The 16,145-nt window shown below is 70.9% G+C and carries 14 protein-coding genes and 1 pseudogene; 10 read left to right on the top strand and 5 right to left on the bottom strand.

Annotation, left to right across the window (positions count from 1 at the left end; genetic code table 11):
* The first annotated feature begins 96 nt into the window (after positions 1–96).
* The 3 genes from ACZ4N5_RS33845 (at position 97) to ACZ4N5_RS33835 (ending at position 4,250) form a co-directional block, all read left to right on the top strand.
* Positions 97–1,047 carry a glutaminase gene (locus ACZ4N5_RS33845; protein WP_467760850.1) on the top strand — a complete coding sequence of 317 codons (951 nt, stop codon included), beginning with the start codon at positions 97–99 and terminating at the stop codon, positions 1,045–1,047.
* A gap of 171 nt (positions 1,048–1,218) precedes the next feature.
* Positions 1,219–2,625 carry a polyprenol phosphomannose-dependent alpha 1,6 mannosyltransferase MptB gene (gene mptB, locus ACZ4N5_RS33840; protein ID WP_467760849.1) on the top strand — a complete coding sequence of 469 codons (1,407 nt, stop codon included), beginning with the start codon at positions 1,219–1,221 and terminating at the stop codon, positions 2,623–2,625.
* Between the two features lie 173 nt (positions 2,626–2,798).
* Positions 2,799–4,250, top strand: coding sequence for a glycosyltransferase 87 family protein (locus ACZ4N5_RS33835; RefSeq protein ID WP_467760944.1), 1,452 nt, complete (start codon positions 2,799–2,801; stop codon positions 4,248–4,250).
* Positions 4,251–4,261: 11 nt separating this feature from the next.
* Here the strand turns inward: ACZ4N5_RS33835 and ACZ4N5_RS33830 are convergent.
* Together ACZ4N5_RS33830 and rho are read right to left on the bottom strand one after the other, a co-directional pair.
* Positions 4,262–5,170: pseudogene (locus ACZ4N5_RS33830) on the bottom strand (D-alanyl-D-alanine carboxypeptidase family protein); the annotation flags it as partial.
* Positions 5,171–5,259: 89 nt separating this feature from the next.
* A complete protein-coding gene (rho, locus tag ACZ4N5_RS33825) occupies positions 5,260–6,435 on the bottom strand; it encodes a transcription termination factor Rho (protein ID WP_467760848.1) in 1,176 nt (391 codons plus the stop codon).
* Between the two features lie 747 nt (positions 6,436–7,182).
* Between rho and ACZ4N5_RS33820 the strand changes: the two genes are divergently transcribed.
* The 5 genes from ACZ4N5_RS33820 to ACZ4N5_RS33800 all read left to right on the top strand — a co-directional run bounded on the left by ACZ4N5_RS33820 (position 7,183) and on the right by ACZ4N5_RS33800 (position 11,857).
* Positions 7,183–7,848 carry an SDR family NAD(P)-dependent oxidoreductase gene (locus ACZ4N5_RS33820; protein ID WP_467760847.1) on the top strand — a complete coding sequence of 222 codons (666 nt, stop codon included), beginning with the start codon at positions 7,183–7,185 and terminating at the stop codon, positions 7,846–7,848.
* Positions 7,849–8,029: 181 nt separating this feature from the next.
* Positions 8,030–9,283, top strand: coding sequence for a cytochrome P450 family protein (locus ACZ4N5_RS33815; protein WP_467760846.1), 1,254 nt, complete (start codon positions 8,030–8,032; stop codon positions 9,281–9,283).
* 197 nt (positions 9,284–9,480) lie between these two features.
* The gene (locus ACZ4N5_RS33810; RefSeq protein ID WP_467760845.1) at positions 9,481–10,227 is read left to right on the top strand and encodes a nuclear transport factor 2 family protein; all 747 of its coding nucleotides are present in this window, start codon (positions 9,481–9,483) and stop codon (positions 10,225–10,227) included.
* Positions 10,224–10,565 (top strand): YciI family protein, encoded by a 342-nt coding sequence (locus tag ACZ4N5_RS33805; RefSeq protein WP_467760844.1) that lies wholly within the window; start codon positions 10,224–10,226, stop codon positions 10,563–10,565. The genes ACZ4N5_RS33810 and ACZ4N5_RS33805 overlap by 4 nt, the downstream gene beginning before the upstream one ends.
* Positions 10,562–11,857, top strand: coding sequence for an RNA polymerase sigma factor (locus tag ACZ4N5_RS33800; protein WP_467760843.1), 1,296 nt, complete (start codon positions 10,562–10,564; stop codon positions 11,855–11,857). Before ACZ4N5_RS33805 ends, ACZ4N5_RS33800 begins: the two co-directional genes overlap by 4 nt.
* A gap of 438 nt (positions 11,858–12,295) precedes the next feature.
* Here ACZ4N5_RS33800 and ACZ4N5_RS33795 read toward each other — a convergent pair whose 3' ends face one another.
* Both ACZ4N5_RS33795 and ACZ4N5_RS33790 read right to left on the bottom strand, forming a co-directional pair.
* The gene (locus ACZ4N5_RS33795; protein WP_467760842.1) at positions 12,296–12,760 is read right to left on the bottom strand and encodes an ester cyclase; all 465 of its coding nucleotides are present in this window, start codon (positions 12,758–12,760) and stop codon (positions 12,296–12,298) included.
* A 312-nt stretch (positions 12,761–13,072) separates the two neighbouring features.
* Entirely contained in the window at positions 13,073–13,480 is a 408-nt protein-coding gene (locus ACZ4N5_RS33790) for a hypothetical protein (RefSeq protein ID WP_467760841.1), read from the bottom strand.
* A gap of 297 nt (positions 13,481–13,777) precedes the next feature.
* Here ACZ4N5_RS33790 and ACZ4N5_RS33785 point away from each other — a divergent pair, with 297 nt between their 5' ends.
* Complete coding sequence (locus ACZ4N5_RS33785) at positions 13,778–14,932, top strand: GAP family protein (RefSeq protein ID WP_467760840.1); 1,155 nt, start codon at positions 13,778–13,780, stop codon at positions 14,930–14,932.
* A gap of 300 nt (positions 14,933–15,232) precedes the next feature.
* Positions 15,233–15,604 (top strand): hypothetical protein, encoded by a 372-nt coding sequence (locus ACZ4N5_RS33780; protein ID WP_381265374.1) that lies wholly within the window; start codon positions 15,233–15,235, stop codon positions 15,602–15,604.
* 36 nt (positions 15,605–15,640) lie between these two features.
* Here the strand turns inward: ACZ4N5_RS33780 and ACZ4N5_RS33775 are convergent, their stop codons facing one another.
* Positions 15,641–15,805, bottom strand: coding sequence for a hypothetical protein (locus ACZ4N5_RS33775; protein ID WP_467760839.1), 165 nt, complete (start codon positions 15,803–15,805; stop codon positions 15,641–15,643).
* Between the last annotated feature and the right edge of the window lie 340 nt (positions 15,806–16,145).

Genomic DNA, 16,145 nt, shown 5'->3' with positions numbered 1-16,145 from the left:
CCGGGAAACCCACGGCCACGACGAGGGCCGGAAGCAAGGGCGAGGGCCCCGGGCACCGTCCGAATCGATGAGCCGCGGGACCGGGCGGGCGGCACAATGGCGATCATGCCCGCGAATTCGTCGTATCCGTCCTCCCTGACCTTCCAGCCGGTCCTGGAGCGCATCGCCACCGAGATCGCGCAGACCCCGGGACGCGGGCGGCCCGCCGACTACATCCCGGCGCTTGCCGCCTGCGATCCCCGCCGCTTCGGCATGGCCGTCGCGGAGCTCGACGGCACGGTGTACGGCGTGGGGGACTGGCGGCAGCCGTTCTCCACGCAGTCCATCACCAAGGTCTTCACGCTCGCCCTCGACCTGGCCCGCGAGGGCGACGCGCTGTGGGAGCACGTCGGGCGGGAGCCCTCCGGCAACCCGTTCAACTCCCTGGTCCAGCTGGAATACGAGAACGGCATCCCGCGCAACCCGTTCATCAACGCGGGAGCCCTCGTCGTCACGGACCGGCTGCAGACCCGGACCGGTGACGCGGCCGGCACCCTGCTGGAGTTCCTGCGGGCCGAGAGCGGCAACGCGCAGCTCGGCTTCGACAAGGACATCGCCGCCTCCGAGACCGCGAGCGGCGACCGCAACGCGGCACTCGCCCACTTCATGGCGTCGTACGGCAACATCGACAACCCGGTGCCGGTCCTGCTCGACCAGTACTTCCTCCAGTGCTCGATCGCCGCGTCCTGCGCCGACCTCGCCCTCGCCACCGGATTCCTGGCCCGGCACGGCATCCGTGCCGACGGCGGCCGGCTGCTCCCCATGAGCCAGGCCAAACAGATCAACGCGATCATGCTGACGTGCGGGACGTACGACGCGGCGGGCGACTTCGCCTACCGGGTCGGGCTGCCGGGCAAGAGCGGGGTGGGCGGCGGCATCATCGCCGTGGTGCCGGGCCGCTGCACCCTGTGCGTCTGGAGCCCGGGTCTCGACGAACGCGGCAACTCGGTGGCGGGCGTGGCAGCCCTGGACCGCTTCACGACCCTGACCGGTCTGTCGGTTTTCTAGGGCAGGTTCGTACCGATCGCGGGGCCCGTCCCGGTGGTGCGGCCCTCGCCGCTGACCCGACACCCCCGGATTTGCCGTCCACCACACGGCGGTCACGCGCCGGACCCCGTCAGGAGAGCACCGCGTCGCCTTCCGGCCACCCGGCGTTGACACGCTTGCGGAGTGTTGGCCGTGGCTTTCCCCGTCGATCTCCGCCGCTGCCAGGCTCTGGGCCTGGTCGGTACCGCCTTCCTCGCGCTGGGCGGCGAGACCGCGGGGGCCCTGCCCGCGCGCGACCTCCTCGCCCCCGAGTCGGGGCGGGCCGTACTGGGCCTGGTCGGGGTGTACTTCGGCGTCGTTCTGCTGATAGCCGCGTGGGCGCTGCTCGGTACCGTCGTACGGGGGCCCGAACCGCCCACTCCGCGTTCCCTGCTGCTCGTTCTGGCCACCTGGGCGGCGCCGCTGCTGCTCGCACCGCCGCTGTTCAGCCGGGACGTCTACAGCTATCTCGCGCAGGGCGCCATGGTCGATGCCCATATAGACGTGTACGCGCACGGACCCGCGCAGCTCGGCGGCCCGCTCGCCGACGAGGTGGCGCCCGTGTGGCAGCAGACGACGACGCCGTACGGCCCGGTCTTCCTCGCCGTCGCCCGGGGCCTGTCGGCGCTGACCCGCGGGGAGATACCCGCCGGACTCTTCGGTATGCGCATGGTCGCCCTGCTCGGCGTCGCCCTGATGGCGGCGGCCCTGCCCCGCCTCGCCCGGCACAGCGGCGCCGATCCGGCCGCCGCCCTGTGGCTGGGCGCGCTCAATCCCCTGGTGCTGCTGCACCTGGTGGCCGGCGCGCACAACGACGCCATCATGCTCGGTCTGCTCGGTGTCGGCCTGGTGGCCGCGCGCGGCCGATGGCCCGTGGTGGGTATCGTCCTGGTCACCCTTGCCGCACTCGTCAAGGCGCCCGCCGCGCTCGGCCTGGTCGCGGTGATCGCGCTGCGCGGGCGCGGGCAGGGGCGCCGGGGGATCGTGCGGGCCACCGTGACGACCGTGGTGGTCGCGGTCGCGACGACGGTCGCGGCCACGGCCGTGGCCGGTACGGGCTACGGCTGGATAGCCGCGCTGAAGACCCCTGTCTCGCCGCACAACTGGTCACCCACCAGCGTCCTCGGACGCGCCACCGGCGCCCTGCTCCAGAAGCTCGGCAGCGGACTCGCGCCGCTCGCGATGCCCGCCTGGCATGCTGCCGGACTCTTGGCGACGGTGGGCCTGCTGCTCTTCATATGGCTGCGGCTGCGGCCCCACCCGGTCTACGCGCTCGGCCTGAGCCTGGCCGCGGTGGCCGTGTTCGGTCCGGCCATCCGGCCCTGGTACGCGCTGTGGGGGTTGTTCCTCATCGCGGCGGCGGCCCCCACGGGTTCGGTGCGGAGCCGGGTCGCCGCCGCCAGCGCGGTGCTCGCCCTCGCCGTGCTGCCGAGCGGTTCGCCGGCGGACGCAGGACAGGTGATCCTCGCCGTCTCCGGGGGCGTGCTCGCCCTCGTCGTGCTCTGGCAGGCCCACCAGGCGGCGCAGCCGCCGGCACCGGGACTGGAGCGGACGGCATGACGGGAGACATGAGGGGCGGGACGGGCGGCCCGAGCGGGACGACGGAGACGGGTGCTACGAGCGCGACGAGCGCGACGAGGGGGACGAGGGGGACGAGGGGGACGACGGGAGTGAAGGTACCGAGCGGCAGACAGGGCACCAGCGGAAGGCAGGGTCACGGCGGCACGGCGGAGCTGCTGAGCACCGATCGCCGGCGGCTCCTCCTCGTCCTCGGACTGGTCGTCGTCGTCGGCGTGTTCACGGCCACGGTGCCGCTCCTGCGTGACTGGTTCGACCTGCGCGTGTACTACGGGGCGGTCGACACCTGGGTCCACCACGGCGGCAGCATCTACGACTACCGGGTGCCGGGTACGACGTACGGCTTCACCTATCCGCCGTTCGCGGCCCTCGGCATGCTGCCGATGGCACTGGTCGGGCTGAGTACGGCGATCGCCGTCGGGCTGCTGCTCAACCTCGCCGCCCTGACCTGCGTGGTGGGCATCCTGGTCGGGCCCGCGCTGCGCCGCTACGGCTGGTTCGGCTTCGCCCTGACGGCCTGTCTGCTGGCGCTGCTCGAACCGGTCCGCGACACCTTCAGCTTCGGCCAGGTGAACCTGGTGCTCCTCGCTCTCGTGCTGAGCGACGCCTGGCTGCTGTCCAGTGGCCGCGGCCGCTGGGCCGGCGTCGGCATCGGCCTGGCCGCGGCGATCAAGCTCACCCCGGCACTGTTCATCGCGCTGCTGCTGCTCGGCCGCCGCTGGCGCGCCGCCGGTGTCGCCACGGCCGTCGCCCTGGCGGCAACCGCGCTGGCGGCCTGGGCGGCGCCGGAGGCCTCGCGCTTCTACTGGACCGACGCGCTGTGGGACACGAGTCGCATCGGGCGCCTGGCCTACGTCTCCAACCAGTCGTTGCAGGGTGTGCTGGCCCGGCTCGTGGCGCCGGCGGAACCGAGCAGGGCCCTGTGGGCGACGCTGGCCCTGCTGATCCTGTGCGTCTGGGCGTGGCGGACCTCGCGTGCCCTGGCCGACGACGACTGGACCGCCGCCTTCGCCCTCACCGGGCTCGCAGCCTGTCTCGTCAGCCCGATCACCTGGGTGCACCATCTCGTCTGGCTGCTGCCGTCCTTCGCCGTGCTGCTGCACCGGCGCCGGCTGCGGGTCGCGGCGGCCCTGTACGTGGTGCTGTGCAGCAGCGTGGTGTGGCTGTGGTTCGACGACGCGTCGGGCCTCGACGGTTTCCTCGGCAGCAACACCTATGCGTGGATCACGCTCGGGCTGCTGCTGTGGCTGCCCGTCGGTCAGCCGCGGTTGGCCCGGCCCGCCTTGAGCCGCAGGGCGAGAGCGACGCCCGCGGCACCCAGCGCGGCGGCGCCCGCGATCTCGGCCGCGTCGGACCAGCCGAGACCCGCGTCGTCCGGGGACGCGGCGGCCACGGGCCGTGCGCCGGTCACGGGCGGAGCGGTGGCCGCGGGCCGTGCGGCGCGACCGGGCCGCGCGGCGGGCCTGGCCGGCGCGGAGGGACCGGCGGCCGGGACGGCACGTGTGTCGAGCAGCGTGCCCACCGGATCGACCCGGCCGTCCGCCTCGAAGCCCCAGTCGAGCAGCGAGCGCGCCTCCTCGTACACGGTCAGCCCGCCTCCCGCCTGAGGGTTCATCACCGTGACGACGAGGGTGCGCGTGCCGTGCTTGGCGGCGGCGACCAGGGTGTTGCCCGCGTTCGTGGTGTAGCCGTTCTTGACACCGATCAGACCCGGGTACGGTTCCACCCCGTTCGCGCCGGTGAGCAGCCGGTTGGTGTTCTGGATCCCGTACGAGGAGCCGCCGTCGCCGGGGAACATCGCCTCGGCGGTGGAGCAGTACCGCGCGAAGTCCGGGTTGCGCAGCCCGGCCCGTCCGAACACCGCCAGGTCGTACGCCGACGAGACCTGTCCGGGTGTGTCGTAGCCGTCGGGCGAGACGACGTGGGTGTCACGGGCGCCGAGGGAGCGGGCCTTGGCCTGCATCTGTGCGGCGGTGCTCGTCCAGCCGCCGTTCATCGAGGCGAGCACGTGCACGGCGTCGTTGCCGGAGTTGAGGAAGACACCGCGCCACAGGTCCGCCACGCGGTAGGTGATTCCCTCGGCCACGCCGACCATGCTGCTGCCCGCGCCGATGCCCTCCAGCTCCTGCTCCTTGACGGTGTGCCGGGTGCTGCCGGGCAGCGTCGGGAGGACGGTGAGGGCGAACAGGGTCTTGAGGGTGCTGGCGGGCGGCAGCCTGCGGTGGGCGTTGTGCGCGGCGAGCACGTCGCCGGTGCGGGCGTCGGCCACCACCCAGGACAGCGCGGAGATGTCCTCGGGGACCTCGGGCGCCCCGGCCCGGGGCCGTACCTGCGTCCCTGGTTCATACAGCGACGAGGGTGGCGACGCGGCGGGCTGCGGCGCCCCGGGGCCCGCGTCGGTGAGTGCGGCGGCCGGGCTCTGCGCGGCGGCCAGCACACCGACGGCGCAGACGGCGGAGCAGGAGAGGGCGGCCCGCGTGACCGCGGAGCGAGAAGCGGCGGTACGGAATGAGAATCCGATGGTCATACCGCAAACGTAGGAACGGACTCGCGACACGCCGGGGTGGCCGGGCCGAGTGGCGGCGTCGAGCACCCGGATGCCGCAGACGCGGGGGGTCAGGAGGGCAGGGTGGGCTGAACCTGGCGCAGGAAGGCGGCGTTGTCCGGGGTGGCGCGCAGCCGCTCCAGGAGTGTTTCCAGGCCGGCCTGCCCGTCCCGCGTCCGCAGGGCGCGGCGCAGTCCTCGTGCGGCGGTCAACTCAGTTGTGGACAGCAGGAGTTCCTCGCGGCGGGTGCCGGAGGGGGTGATGTCGACCGCGGGGAAGACACGCCGGGCGGCAAGGTTCCGGTCGAGCCGGAGCTCCATGTTGCCGGTGCCCTTGAGCTCTTCGAAGAAGAAGTCGTCGGCACGGGAACCGGTCTCCACCAGGGCGGTGGCGAGGATGGTGAGCGAGCCGCCCTCCTCGGCGAGGCGCGCCGCGCCGAACAGCCGCTTGGGGCCCTGGAGTGCCGCTGCGTCGACACCGCCGCTGAGGGTGCGCCCGCCGGCGGCGGCCGCGTTGTTGTGCGCCCGGCACAGCCGGGTGAGGGAGTCGAGCAGGATCACGACGTCCTGGCCCGCCTCGACGAGCCGCTTGGCCCGTTCGATGACGAGTTCGGCGAGCGCGATGTGCTGCTTCGGCGTCTGGTCGAAGGTGGAGGCGAAGACCTCGCCGCGTACGGAGCGCCGCATGTCGGTGACCTCCTCGGGCCGCTCGTCGAGCAGCACCACCATCAGATGGCATTCGGGGTGGTTGCCGGCCACGGCGGCGGCGATCTGCTGGAGCAGCACCGTCTTGCCGGTCTTGGGCGGGGCGACGATCAGACCGCGCTGGCCCTTGCCGACCGGCGAGACCAGGTCGACGACGCGTCCGGTCAGTCCGCTCGCCGGGTGCTCCAGCCGGAGCCGGTCACGCGGGTGCAGCGGGGTGAGGTCGCCGAAGTGCCGGCGGCGGCGCAGTTCTTCGGGCGTACGGCCGTTGATCCGCTCGACCTCGGTGAGGATCCGGGGGCCGCCGCGCACACCTTCCACGGTGTCGCCCTTGCGCAGTCCGTGACGGCGGATCAGGGCGGGGGAGAGCTGGAGGTCGGTGGGCGAGGGCAGGCAGTTCGCGGAGCGCAGGTGCCCCTTCCCGTTGCCGTCGATGTCGAGGACACCGGTGGCGACCTGGGCTTGGGGCCGCTGCTGTACAGGGGGGCGTTCGAGTGTGGTGGTCATGGGATGTCCTCTCACGGACGGGAATGCATGTGGCATGCGCAAGGAAGGGGGAGGGGCCGCGAACGGAGGGCGCGGGGCGCGCCTCGGTGCGGCGGGAACATCACCTCGGGTACGACGGGAGCGATCCCTGGCCGTACTCGGGAGGTGTGCCGAGAAGCTGGTCCGCCGGTCGGAATCGACAGCGTCGCAGCGGGAGAAAGGAACTGGCACCGGCGCCTGAAAGAAGCGGCGTACACGAGTGCTGATGGAAGAGTACCACCGATGGGGCTCGTCAGGCCGTGATCCACGTCTCAGCCGTGCGAATCGCTCGGTGGCACCGTCGCCGCAGGTGGGCGTCGCGCCGCGGTGCGCGGTCCGGCCGCCGCCCAAGTGGTCGTGCCGCAGCGGAAGTTCGCCGCCCCGCCCTCCGCTGGTCCGGGGGCATTGAACCCGAGGGGTGGGGGCCGGTGGGAAGGATCCCGGATCGGCGGGCGGCACGGGCCGATCCGGTGCCGCCGAGCACGAGCCTTGGGTGAAACGGTCCGCGATGCCGCCCCGGCCGAAGACCGCCGGGGCGTACCGGCGAGTCGCACTGGCGGGTCCGCGCACCGGGTGTGGGTAGCCGCGCTCTGATTGTGCGGCACCCCGCGCTCTGGTTGTGCGGCACCCCTGCTTCTGGGGACGAGGCGTCCGTGCTCCGGGCGTGCGGTATCGGTTCGCCGTCGGCGCACCTACCCTGAACTGACCGCCTTCCTGGCAGCTCGCCGGTTCCTTCGACCCGATCGGATCACCGAGGTGAGGACCATGACCACGATCGCCATCATCGGAGCCGGCCCCGGCCTCGGCGCCGCCGTCGCCCGGCGGTTCGGCCGCGAGGGCTTCGACGTCGCGCTCGTCTCGCGCAACCAGGAGCGGCTGGACGGCCTCGCCGCCGAGCTCGCCGACGCCGGAGTCTCAGCACGCGGTTTCGCCGCCGACGTACGCGACCCGAAGGCCCTCGCGGCCGCCTTGGACGCCGTGTCCGGAGCCCTGAGCCCGATCGAGGTGCTCCAGTACAGCCCGGTCCCGCACCCGGACTTCATGCGGCCGGTGCTGGAGACCCGCCCCGAAGACGTCATCGGTCCGATCGAGCTCTCCGTCTACGGGCCGGTCGCCGCCGTGCGGCAGGTACTCCCCGGGATGCGCTCGCTCGGCCGCGGCACTGTTCTGCTCGTCAACGGCGGCAGCGCGGTGATCCCGGACGTCGACCGGGCGGGCACCTCGATCGCGTTCGCCGCCGAGAGCGCGTACGGCCATCTGCTGCACGAGACCCTCGGCGGCGACGGCATCCACGTGGGACAGCTCATCATTCCCGGCGAGATCATCCCCGGGCACCCGAGGAAGGACCCGGACGCGCTCGCGGAGACCCTGTGGGCCATGCACCGGGACCGGCACGGATTCCGGCACTTCGCCGACGACCTCGACAGCTGACACTCCCTCACGGCATGCGGTGCCGAGGGGACACGACGTCCGCACGGGCGTCGAGAACATCAGGTGACAGCCGTTCGCCGAGTTGCTGCGCACGCCGCTCTGAGCAGGCACAATCGATCGTCGTACGGTGCCCGAAGATGTCGTACGACCGCCAACTCGGCCCAGCAGCAAGGAGAACACGGTGGACACCTCGCCCGGCACGCCGCACCGCATGGACCCCGCGGGCGGCTGCCCGCACGCCGACAACGAGCGGATGCTCGCGCGAGGCGCCGTCGCGACGGTGGTACTGCCCGGTGCGGTGGAAGGGGCGGCGGTGCTGGGACACGAGGCGTTGAAGGAGTTCCTCGCGCACCCGGACGTCGCCAAGGGGGCCCAGCACTTCACGGCCCTGCGCGAGGGGAACATAGCCGCCGGCTGGCCGCTGCTGACCTTCGCCACCGTGCAGGGGATGACGACCGCCGACGGTGACGACCACCGGCGGCTGCGATCCCTGGTCAGCAAGGCGTTCACCGTGCGACGGGTCGAGCAACTGCGCCCCCGCATCGAGGAGTTGACCTCCGGACTGCTCGACGGCCTGCACGCGGCGGCGGAGGACGGCGGGGGAGTGGCCGACCTGCGCCGACACTTCGCGCTCCCGCTGCCGATGGGCGTCATCGGTGAACTCCTCGGTGTCGAGGCCGAGTACCTCGACCGGCTCCACCATCTGTCGAACCAGGTCGTCGCCACCGACATCGGCCCGGAGCAGGCCGTCGCCGCGAACCGCGAACTGGTCGCCGTGCTCAGCGCCGTCGCCGCCGCGCGCGCGGAGAGCCCCGGCGACGACCTCACCAGCGCGCTGATCGCCGCCCGGGACGAGGAGGGCGACCGGCTCAGCCAGCAGGAACTCATCGGCACCCTGGTGCTCATGATCATCGCCGGGCACGAGACCACACTGAACCTGATCACCAACGCCGTACGGGCGTTGTGCGGGCACCGGGACCAGCTGGAGTCGGTCCAGAAGGGCGAGTCGAGCTGGGCGGACGTCGTCGAGGAGACCCTGCGCTGGGACGCGCCCGTCAGCTACTTCCCGTTCCGCTACCCGGTACGGGACCTGACGGTCGACGGGACCGTCATTCCCCGGGGCACGCCCGTCCTCGCCGGTTACTCGGCCGCGGGCCGCGACCGGGCCGCGCACGGTCCGGACGCCGACCGCTTCGACATCACCCGTTCCGGGCGGCCCGGCGCCGTCCGGCACATCTCCCTCGGGCACGGCGCCCACTACTGCCTCGGCGCCCCCCTCGCCCGGATGGAGGCCACCATCGCCCTGGAGCGGCTCTTCACCCGCTTCCCCGACCTCGACCTCGCCGTGTCCGAGGCGGAGCTCACCCGGCACGCCAGCTTCGTGGGCAACAGCGTCCGGGCCCTTCCCGTGCGGCCGGGGGCCGCGCGCCTCTGACGCCGCGCCCACCGGCCGGTACGAAGACGCGCCCGGCCCGGGACTCGCATCCCGGCCCGGCGCGTGCCCGAATCCGGTGACAGGGACCCGCCGCACGTGCCCTCCCCGCGAACAAAAAGAATCACCGGTGCCTGTCGATTCACCGCGGCGCCGTTCGTCGGTGGGGTGTAGGAAGCTCATGAGTACCGGGAGGAACCATGAAGTACATGCTGCTGGTCTGCGGCGACGACACTGCTGACGCCTCCGGCATGGCGCCCGTCGAACCCTGGGTCGAGGAGCTGGGCGCCGAGCGCGGCGTACGGCTGCACGGCCACCGGCTCCGGCTGCCCGCCGAGGCGGTCACCGTCCGGGTGCGTGACGGCGAAGTGCTGCGCACCGACGGGCCGTTCGCCGAGACGAAGGAGTACGTCGCCGGCTTCGACATCCTCGACTGCGCCGATATGGAGGAGGCCGTCGAGGCCGCCGCGAAGCACCCGGTCGCCACCATCGGCGCGATGGAGGTCCGCGCGTTCTGGGACGACGAGGACGCCGAGGGCGAGATCCGACGCCTTGACGCGGAGCTCACCGAGGCCGCCCGCGAGCGTGACATCGAGCGGGCGATGGCCTGCTACGCCCCTGACGTCGAGGTGTTCCACCCCGTGAGCGGCCTGGAACAGAGCGGCGCCGACGCCCTGCGCAAGGCAGAGGAACAGTGGTTTTCGACGCTCGCGGGACCCGCCGACCGCGAGGTGCTCGACTTCCGTCTGCGTATCGACGAGAGCGTCGCCTTCAGCCATGCCCTGGTGCGTCTGCGCGCCCCGCTCGTCGACGGCGGAACACTGGACACCACCGCACGCGTCACCACGGGCTACCGCGCGGCCGGCGACCGCTGGCAGATCGTCCACCAGCACACGTCGGTGCCGTCGGCCACCGACATTTCGGGGACCGGGGAGCTCCGGTCGTGAAGTACGCCCTGTTCATCTGCACGGCTGTCGGTGGCGAGGAGCTCAGTCCCGAGGAGATCGCCGACGACCCCCGGTTCACCTCGTACATCCAAGAGGTGCGCGACCGCGACATCGTGAAGGGCGGCGCCCGGCTGCGGCCGGCCACCGACGCCACCACCGTCCGGGTGCAGGGCGACGAAGTCCTGCTCAGCGACGGACCGTTCGTCGAATCGAAGGAGTACGTCGCGGGCATCGACATCATCGAGGTCGCCGACCTCGACGAGGCCATCGCGCTCGCGTCCCGGCATCCGGCGGCGCTGGGCGGCGGTTCGGTGGAGGTGCGGCCGCTCTGGGAGTGAACGACGACATCGAGGAGGCGGTAGCCGCCGCGTTCCGCGAGGAGTGGGGCCAGGTCGTCGCCACCCTGATCCGGGTGACCGGCGACTGGGACCTCGCCGAGGAGTGCGCGCAGGACGCCTTCACCCAGGCGCTCGACCGGTGGCGGCGCGACGGAGTACCGCGCCGCCCCGGCGCCTGGCTGACCACGACCGCGCGCAACCGCGCCCTGGACGTACTGCGCCGGGAGGCGGTCGGTGCGCAGAAGCTGCGGGAGGTGGCGGTGTCGACGCGCGACGAGGAGCCGTACAACCTGTACGGCTCGTACGACCCGTACAGCCCGTACGACCCCGACGACCCGGACTTCGACGACGGGAGCGGGGTCCGCGACGACCGGCTGCGGCTGATCTTCACCTGCTGCCACCCGGCGCTGCCCATCGAGGCCCAGGTGGCGCTCACCCTGCGCACCCTGGCCGGGCTGACCACGCCCGAGATCGCGCGCGCCTTCCTCGTCCCCGAGGCCACGATGGCGCAGCGGCTGGTGCGCGCCAAACGGAAGATCCGCAACGCGGGCATCCCGTACCGCGTACCGCCCGCGCACCTCCTGCCCGAACGGACCACGGGCGTCCTCGGTGTCCTCTACCTGCTCTTCAACGAGGGGTACGCGGCCACGGCCGGCGCCGATCTGGTCCGCACGAACCTCTCCGTCGAGGCGATCCGCCTCGCCCGCGTCCTGGCCCGCCTGATGCCCGACGAACCCGAAGTCCTCGGTCTGCTGGCGCTGTTGCTGCTGCACGACGCGCGCCGCGGAACGCGCGTCGACGCCGAGGGTGACCTGGTGACCCTGGAGGACCAGGACCGTACGGCCTGGGACAGGTCCGAGGCCGAGGAGGGCGCCGCACTGCTGGAGACCGCCCTGCGCCGGGGGCGCCCCGGCCCGTACCAGATCCAGGCCGCGATCGCCGCCTGCCACACCACCGCCGCCACGGCCGCGGAGACCGACTGGGCCGACATCGCGGCCCTCTACGGCGAGCTCCGGCGCTTCGTGCCCTCCGCCGTGGTCCGGCTCAACCGAGCGGTCGCCGTGGGCATGTCCGAAGGTCCCGACGCCGGGCTCGCGCTGGTCGCCGAACTGGAGGAGGAGGGCGAGCTGGACACGTACCACCTGCTGCCCGCCACCCGCGCGGACCTGCTGCGCCGCGCCGGACGCATGCCGGAGGCCGCCGAGGCGTACGAAAGGACCCTCGAACTGGTGGAGAACGCGGCCGAACGGAGGTTCCTGGAGAAGCGGCTCGCGGAGTGCAGATCGGCGTAGGGGCCCTTCGCCGGCGGTGCGCCGTCTCTTGGCGCGCGTCGACGGCAGATCGTCCAGGACGGCCTCCGGGTCGCCAGTACCTGTGCCCGGGAGGAACACCACCAGGTCGTGGTCGCTGTAGGCGGTGCTGACGATCTCGTCCCGTCCGTGGCTGTGCACGGTGACTCTCCGGCCGCCCGTACGAGAAGCCGATGCACGACGATCGGCGCGGTGATCACGCCCCCAGTCTGCCCCGGCTCGTTCACGGTGCGAGTCGGCCGTGGTGGTCAAGGAGCTGGACAGCATCTCTCGCAGAGAACCGTCGCGACTTCATCTGCTCCGCTTCGCCGGCCGCGCGGTGGTGCAGCCGGCGATGGCGCTGTCTCCTCGGCCGTCGCCGATCCACGAAGACGCTGCGGTGATGCCTCGCCGCAGCGGTCCACTGCCCTGGCTTCGACGCTACGTCTGCGATGGGACCAACCCCAGTTGGGTCAGGATGCCGAGTTCGTCGGTCCGGCCCCACCGCTCGACGATGTGTCCGCCCCGGACCCGGAAGATGTTGGTTCCGCGCAAGGTCAAGGGGCGGCCTTCGGCCGGGGCCGGCACCCCGAGCAGTTCACCGCGTTGCGTCCCACTGGCCGTGAAGTGCTCGACGACCAGGTCGCCCTCGGCAATCATCAGGTTCACCTCGCTGCGCCAGTCGGGACATGCCTTTCGGAACAGCGCGCCGGCCGCGCGGATGCCTTCACGGTCGCCAGGCGCGTCGAACGGAGGGTCGTGGTCGACGAAGTCCTCGGCAAGGTACTTGTCGACCGCGCCGAGGTCGCCCTTGGTGAACAGCGCGTCGATGAACGCGCGCACGATGTCTTTGTTCTTGGCGAGGGTGTTTTCCGAGGGGGTCATGGCCTCAGTCTCGACGTCCATAACCTGATACAAACCGGGCACTCCGTCTGTTCACCCAGCTGGATCGCGATGACCCGCTGCCGGGTCTCTTGAAGCCTCCGCCGCTGTCGCCTGCGGCAGCGGATCACCGTACTCCCGGCAGTACCGCCGAGCCGTCCCGTCGGTCCCACGCGCGCGCGGTGACCAGCTAAATCAGTCAGGGGTCGATGCGTTGCCTGACGCCCGTGAGTGCCTGCGGTTCACCGTTGTTGCCTGCTCGACCGGGCGCGACTGGGGCACGACGCCTTGTGATCCGTAGCGCTGGTGCGAGTAGTCCATGGCCGAGCCAGGCCCCTACCGCCTCGCCCACCGCCGCAGCTTCCCGACGGCGCGCGCCTTGTGAAGTCGGCTCGCCGAGATTTCGTTCGGGCTCGTCATGAACGCTGTGACGGGGGTCCATCGCTTGCGTCCCCTGGGCGTCGTCCATCTGACCGCCGGGAGGTCTGTGACCCCGGTGATGCTTTCGCGGGCGATCGCCCGCGTGCGCAGGTATCCACGGACCACCAGCGTCCCGTGCTCGCACCTCACACCGAGGCGATACCCCCTGACGGCAATCACCGCGAACCCGATCAGGGCTGGGCAAGCCATCAGTCGCGGAAGGGTGTCGCCGGCCTGCGCCAGATACGCGATGGCCACAACCGCCGGGATGACCCCGAGAGCGCTGTTCGCGACACGGTTCACCCCCCACGGCAACAGCTCCATGACGCTCCTCATCTGCACCAACGGCGGGTCGGCGAGCCTACATGCAGCGAACCATGCTCGGACAACAGCACTATTTGGGAAGCCACGAGAACGTCAGGACACAACTCGTAGAGATCCCCCCACCATCGACGCCCTTGGTTGTCCCAGATCCCATCTGGCACGAGAGTGGCACGGCGGACAGCACCAGTCGATGACCCATATGGACGGCGGCGCAAGAGCTTCCCGGAGGTGTGCGCTCGGTACTGTCCTGAGAAGGCACTCCGCAGCGCTCTGGGATGAGGTTGAGAAGGGGAGCCCGTGCTGATCCAGGCAATTGGAGCCGCGTTGCCGACGGCACTCGCGGTCGCCCTCAGCCCCTTCCTTCTGATCGGGATCGTGCTGATCCTGGCCGGCCGACACGGCCGACGCAACGGCCTGCTGTTCACGGTCGGGTGGATCGCCGGGCTCGGGATCGCGGCAACGCTCGTTGTGTTCGTGTTCGGTGGAGCCGACAACCCCGAAAGCCCCTCGTCAGCGATCGCAGACGGGGGGCGGGTGCTCGCCGGAGTGGTTCTCATCGTGCTGGGGGTGCGCACTTGGTGGCAGCGTCCGGGTGTCGACAGCGAGACCGAGACGCCACGCTGGATGGCGTCACTCGATGACGTCTCGGCCCTGCGGACGCTGGTCCTCGGTGCGCTGCTGTCGGGTGCCAACCCGAAGAACCTCGTTCTGACGGCCTCGGCGGCCACGTCGATCGTCGAAACGGGGGCTCACGATGGCGATCTGACTGTGGCCGTCACCGTCTTCGTTCTCGTCGGATCCTGCACCGTGCTGGGTGCCGTCATCATCCATCTGCTCGGCGGACAGCGTGCGGCTTCGTTCCTGGACAGTGTCAGGCAATTCATGATCAGCAACAGCGCCGTGATCACCGCGATCGTGCTCCTCCTTCTGGGCGCCGGCATCCTGGGCGACGGACTCGCGGGACTTGGTCGGCGAGTCCGACGCCTAGCCGCGCTTGTGGCACGGGCTTGGCACGGCTGGGATCACACGAAAGGGCCAGTTCGAGAGGATCAAGCCATTGAACTGGCCCTTAGCCATGTGCCCCCCGGCAGGATTCGAACCTGCGATACCCGATTTAGGAATTCGATCCCGCCCCTGGGTGGCCGCCGTACAGCTCGTGCGTGGGTGCCATTGCCGGGTGCTGACCATGGTGGCTGTCCGTGGCCGTTGATGTCAGCGTTGGGTGTCAGCGTTGGGTGTAGCGAAACAGCTGCGGCATGGGACAGACCTCCCATGGCCCATCCGGCTGGTCGGCCCAGCGCCACCAGACGTGTTGGTCGGCGCACTTCCACAGTGACCGACAGGTCCGCCGGCCATCGGCCTCCCGCTCGGAGAGCACGAGGCCACCAGACCTCATGGGCTGGCTGCACTCAGGGCAGACCGGAACGTCGTCGCTCATACGACGCACCTTAGCGACGCGACTGCTTCGTCCCGAAGCAACTTGGGCGGGGGCGCTGCCTTGGGACGGTGTGGCTGTGAGCTGCTGGGATGGTCCGTGGGTGTGCGTGGGCGTCCGCCGGTGTTCGTCGGCGTTGTCACGCAGTTGGACACTCATGGGGGGTCTGGCGTAGTCGTGGTTCCGGGCCGATCTGGGCTCCCAAGGGGGTCTGCCCCGCCACGCAGCGAGCCAGGTGGCGGAAGGTCCTCACCCGAGACCCGCGTTATCCGTCCACATCCTCCCGAGACAGCGCGACCAGCGGGCAGGATGGCCTCATGACAAAACTGTCCGTACGGTCGATCCGTCGTGCCTCCTCTGGTTCAGTGCTGTCGTTGTGGTCACAGGACTCCGTGTTGTCGATCGGCTCAGTGGGATCGGTACTGTCCGTGGGGTCTGTCGGTTCGGCCTTGTCAGTCGGCTCGATCGGAAGTGCCCTGTCGGTCGGCTCGATCGGTTCCTCCCTGTCGCTGATCTCAACCGGGTCGTGGCTGAGTACAGGATCGTTGTTTTCCGCGCAGTCGCGGTGGTCGGTGCTGTCCTGGCGTTCCTCTCGCGGTTTCCTGGCCGCGGGAGCGGTAGGGGCAGCGACTGGAGGCGCCCTGTTGTTGGCCCAGATGCTGTACAAGGCCGAGACCGGCACCGAATAGCCTTGATCAGGTTGAGAGGATATTTCGCTCGGCGTTTCAGAACGGAATGAGTGCTTGGTCCCGTGATGCAGGGTCGCGCCGGAAGATGGTGGCCTCGCCGGCGAGGCGGCGGGTCATCAGATCGGTCATCGCGGAGTGGGTCACGGCTTCGGAGCGGGCGGGCAGGATCTCGTAGTCGCAGGCCGGGCGACGGTGATGCACGAGTGGGCCCAAGGTCCGCTCGATGGCCCAACGCCATGGAATGGCGACGAAATCCGCGGGTACCGGTCCAGACAACAAACGACCCCCGGGTCCATGACCTGGGTTCGTGTTGGAGTGGGTGACGAGAATCGAACTCGCGCTCTCAGCTTGGGAAGCTGCGGGCATTCGAGGCTCGCTTGTCCGCTGACCTGGCGAACGTCCTGGGCGTTGTCCCCTCGGCCTCGGCAGCTTTCACCGTGCTTCCCTGAGGTTCCCCCGCTGCGCGGGAGTGGCTGACTAGCAGGTCAGGGCGGGTTGACATGTTTTCAGGTTCACTGGTTCGGCCGCTGCCTGGTCGGCG

The sequence above is a fragment of the Streptomyces sp. NPDC026500 genome (genome assembly GCF_055567635.1).
Note: the sequence above shows the minus strand (reverse complement) of the source record. Positions and strands in the feature narration are given on the sequence as shown.